Here is a 4,636-nt window from a genome sequence, read left to right on the forward strand (position 1 = left end):
GAGGGGAGGGTGGGACGCGGAGAGGGGGAGAGTCGGAGAGGGGGAGAGTCGGAGAGGGGAATCGGGGAGGGGGGAGGTCGGCGGTGGCTTGAGGTTTTGGCAGTCATTAAGCGAAGCTCAGCTCCAAAACCTTCCCTATCACCCCACCTTCCCCACCTTCCCCACCTTCCCCATCACCCCTTCCCCCTCCTCCCCTCTCCTACGTTCCTGGCAAATTTGCTAACTCGGCAGGTAAATGAGCGCGATCGCCGTGTTTGAGTAATAAGGGGCCGTGAACATCAAATTCGACAGCACTTACCGAGGCAACAGGCATAGCAATGCGATCGCGGTAGCGACCTAAGTCAATACCTAGTAGGTTGCACAAAATAATTCGGGTGGTGGACTTGTGCGAAACCACCAGCACGTTGCCAGAGTTGTGCTTTTCTTCAATTTCTGCCATTACTAAAGCGGCGCGGCTGCCTACTTGCACTGCCGTTTCGCCGTCGGTGGGTGCATTCCAGGCTGGCTCAGTTAGCCAGCGGACATAGTCATCGGTAAACTCACGGTGAACGGTGGGTTTGTCTTTACCCTCCCACTGACCAAAATCCATTTCTTTTAAACCGTCGCGAAGCTGCATCTCCATGCCGGTTAATTCGCAAATGGGGGTAGCGGTGGCGATCGTGCGTTTCATCGGGCTAACGTAAATCGCCGCCCACTGAAATGACTGATAGGTTTTGGCAAAAGCGGTAGCCATTGCTGTACCTATATCAGTCAGGTCTGGATCTGAAACGCCGCAAAAGCCATCGTTACGGCTAGATTCAGTTTCACCGTGACGCAAAAAATAGACAGTTAAACTCATATTTTTGTTAAAAAATGACTCTTCAGGGATCGGGTCTTTCTGGCAAAAGTCAGAGGGCAGAAGCAAAGCTTTTCTACCCAAGACTTTCAGCTATTGAAGCGTCTCAACAGTTGTGACGGCAGCTATAGCTTGGCCATACCAAAACCCGATCCCTTAACCCAGTGGACACGAGATTAAGCAGAAGTAGCTTCAAACACCTCTACCCGCTCTATTGCCCCTATCACTTGACGCTCTGCGCCTTCCTAATACGGCCACTTCCAGTCGCGGATCTCTGGCATATCTTCGCCGTGCTGATAGACATATTGTTTGTGTTCAATGAACTTGTCGTGAATCATTTGCTTGACATGGGCTTTCTGGTAGACAAAGCGAGGAATGCGATCGAGGGCGTCGTCGGCCAAACTAAAGCGATCGAGTTCGTTGCGCACCACCATGTCAAAGGGGGTTGTGGTCGTGCCTTCTTCCTTGTAGCCGCGTACATGCAGGTTGCTGTGATTGGGACGGCGATAGGTAAGGCGGTGAATCAGCCAGGGATAACCGTGGAAAGCAAAGATAATCGGCTTGTCAGGGGTAAACATGCTGACAAAGTCTACATCGCTCATGCCGTGGGGGTGTTCGCTGGCAGGCTGTAGAGCCATCAGGTCAACCACATTGACCACCCGAATTTTGATGTCGGGCAGGTGCTGGCGCAAAAAGTCTACGGCGGCCAGCGTTTCTTGGGTGGGCACATCCCCACAGCAGGCCATGACCACATCGGGTTCGCTGTCTTGGTCGTTGCTAGCCCACTGCCAGATGCTCATACCCTGAGTGCAGTGTTTGATGGCTTCATCCATGGTGAGGTATTGCAGTTCTGGCTGCTTCCCGGCCACGATGACGTTGACGTAGTTGCGGCTTTTGAGACAGTGATCGGCTACAGACAGCAGCGTGTTGGCATCCGGTGGCAGGTAGACGCGAATGACATCCGCTTTTTTGTTGACGACATGGTCGATAAAGCCGGGGTCTTGGTGGGAAAAGCCGTTATGGTCTTGCCGCCAAACGTGAGAGGTCAGCAGGTAGTTGAGCGAGGCAATGGGGCGTCGCCAGGGGATGTCTTGCTTGGTGACTTTTAGCCACTTGGCATGTTGGTTAAACATGGAGTCGATGATATGGATAAAGGCTTCGTAGCAAGAGAAGAAGCCATGTCGCCCGGTGAGCAAATATCCTTCTAGCCAGCCTTGGCAGGTATGCTCACTGAGAATTTCCATAATTCGACCATCGGGGCTAAGTTCACCGCCGTCGCTATCTTCTGGTAATCGCTCAGCCATCCAGACCCGTTTGGTGACTTCTAACAGGGCACTTAGGCGGTTAGAGACGGTTTCATCTGGGCCAAACACCCGAAAGGTGTTCATGTTGTTTTTCATAACGTCGCGCAAAAAGCCTCCCAGTACCATCGTGGCTTGTTCGTAGGTGGTGCCGGGTTGCTCAAAGGTGACGGCGTAGTCACGAAAATCAGGTAGCTTGAGGTCGCGTAGTAAGATGCCCCCGTTGGCGTGGGGACTTGCACCCATGCGTTTTTCAGCGGTGGGGGCGAGGGCTTGCAGTTCGGGGATGAGGCTACCGTTTTGGTCAAATAGTTCTTCGGGCTTGTAGCTTTTCATCCAGGCTTCGAGCTGCTGGACGTGGTCAGGATTTTTGCTAATGCCAGCGATAGGAACCTGGTGCGATCGCCAGAAATCTTCTACTTTGTGACCATCGACGGAGGCTGGGCCTGTCCAACCTTTAGGCGATCGCAGCACAATCATCGGCCATTGGGGTCGCTTAGTCTCGCCGCTTTGCCGAGCCGTTTGCTGAATCGTGCAAATTTCATCTAAGGCCGCATCTAAGGTACGCGCCATCGCCTGATGCATTTTTTCTGGCTCTGATCCTTCGACAAAGTAAGGGTTGTAGCCATAGCCAATTAACAGACTTTCTAGCTCTTCATGGCTCATGCGAGCCAAAAGCGTAGGATTGGCAATTTTGTAACCATTGAGGTGCAAAATTGGCAGCACCGCCCCATCTCGCGCTGGGTTGAGAAACTTATTTGAATGCCAAGCAGCCGCTAGTGGCCCAGTTTCTGCTTCGCCATCACCAATCACACAGGCCACGACCAAATCGGGATTGTCAAAGGCAGCGCCATAGGCGTGAGAGAGCGAATATCCTAACTCTCCCCCTTCATGAATAGAACCGGGGGTTTCTGGCGCTACGTGGCTAGGAATGCCACCGGGGAACGAAAACTGCTTAAACAACTTTTTCATGCCGGTGGCATCTTGCGAGATGTTGGGGTAATGTTCGCTGTAGCTCCCTTCTAAATAGGTATTTGCCACCAAACCCGGCCCCCCATGCCCCGGCCCAGCGATGTAAATCATGTCGAGGTCGCGGGCTTTGATGACGCGGTTGAGATGGACGTAGATGAAATTTAATCCCGGTGTGGTGCCCCAGTGCCCCAAAAGGCGTGGCTTGATGTGGGTTGACTGTAAGGGGTCTTTGAGTAAGGGATTATCTAATAAATATATTTGTCCTACAGACAAGTAGTTAGCCGCTCGCCAGTAGGCATTCATCTTTTGCAATTCACTAGCTGAGAGCGGATAAGTATCGGTTGCTTGGGTAGTAACCATTGGTGATTCCGAAAAATTTAAGGACTTTTCGCTGTCTGTTGGTAATTTAAACCCAATCGCAAAAAACTTTAGACTTCATAACTATTTTTTTCTAAAGATTGGTGAGCTGTCTCATTTGTAACCTTTTACCGGATGAGATTGTTTTATTCATCACAAAAAGGTTAACAGCGGCTTAAAGTTCTAACAAAAACTTAAAGGCATTTAATCGCCAATGAGGGGTGAGCGTTGTGCTCAAACGCTGAACCAAAAAAGTTAATCAAGCTGCACAGCGCCAGTGAAATGGGCATTTATAAACTTTCTGAGAATGCTCTGGCAGGATTTGGAGGCTGGCTGTTGTTAAACTTAAAAAACTTAGTTAAATTCTCAGAATTTAGCTTGAAGCGATCGCCAGTGCCTGCCTGGAAAAATTTTATACCTGACATCTATCTAAAGAAATAGATAGATGCTATCTGTCTGGATGAAAATTTTTGGTTTGTCTTGATACCGCTCCCTCTGTCTCTTGAAGGATGCTTTTGTCTTAAAAATTAATTTTAATAAAACCAGAAGATAGCAGAAAATAATACTCTATGAAAAGCATTAACATCGGTTTGACCGAAGAACAACGCAATGGCGTTATCGAACTGTTGAACTGTGACCTAGCAGATGCTTATTTGCTAGTGATCAAAACCAAGAAATACCACTGGGATGTGGTTGGCCCTCAGTTCCGTACGCTGCATGAACTGTGGCAAGAGCAGTATGAAGCGCTAACGCTCAACATTGATGAGCTAGCTGAGCGGATTCGGGCTTTGGGTGGTTACCCTGTGGGCACAGCAGAAGGCTTTTTGAAGTTGGCAACCTTGAAAGAGCACACGAATGACCTGCCTAGCGCTACTGAAATGGTTTCTCGTTTAGTCGATGATCATGAGCAGATTATTCGCAACCTGCGTGAGCACATCGACAACTGCCAAGACGACTTTCATGACGAAGGTACCGCTGATTTCCTCACGGGGCTAATGGAAGCGCATGAAGAAATGGCTTGGATGCTGCGCTCTTTCATTGAAGGTGAGCGCCTAGCCAGTGATGGCTCTGAGCCGAAGTCTCGTAAACCTGTGACAGCGTAAGGTTTAAACTTTGGTTTTTGAATAATTTGAGCGGGGGTGCCTGAGCACTCCCGCTTTTGCCTGTTTAA

At 49.9% G+C, this 4,636-nt stretch carries 3 protein-coding genes; 1 reads left to right on the plus strand and 2 read right to left on the minus strand.

The genetic code is table 11. The annotated features are described in order from the left end of the window. Nucleotides 1–199 precede the first annotated feature (199 nt). Together ACTS3T_RS02110 and ACTS3T_RS02115 are read right to left on the minus strand one after the other, a co-directional pair. Nucleotides 200–838 carry a histidine phosphatase family protein gene (locus tag ACTS3T_RS02110; protein WP_462934712.1) on the minus strand — a complete coding sequence of 213 codons (639 nt, stop codon included), beginning with the start codon at nucleotides 836–838 and terminating at the stop codon, nucleotides 200–202. 242 nt (nucleotides 839–1,080) lie between these two features. Further along, nucleotides 1,081–3,468, minus strand: a complete 2,388-nt coding sequence (locus ACTS3T_RS02115) for a phosphoketolase family protein (RefSeq protein ID WP_462934713.1) — start codon at nucleotides 3,466–3,468, stop codon at nucleotides 1,081–1,083. A gap of 566 nt (nucleotides 3,469–4,034) precedes the next feature. On the opposite strand from ACTS3T_RS02115, the gene ACTS3T_RS02120 reads away from it, so the two are divergent. Beyond that, entirely contained in the window at nucleotides 4,035–4,568 is a 534-nt protein-coding gene (locus ACTS3T_RS02120; protein ID WP_462934714.1) for a Dps family protein, read from the plus strand. Nucleotides 4,569–4,636: the final 68 nt, after the last annotated feature.

It is taken from the genome of Almyronema sp., from assembly GCF_052168255.1.
GTDB lineage: Bacteria > Cyanobacteriota > Cyanobacteriia > Phormidesmidales > Phormidesmidaceae > Sphaerothrix > Sphaerothrix epifaneia.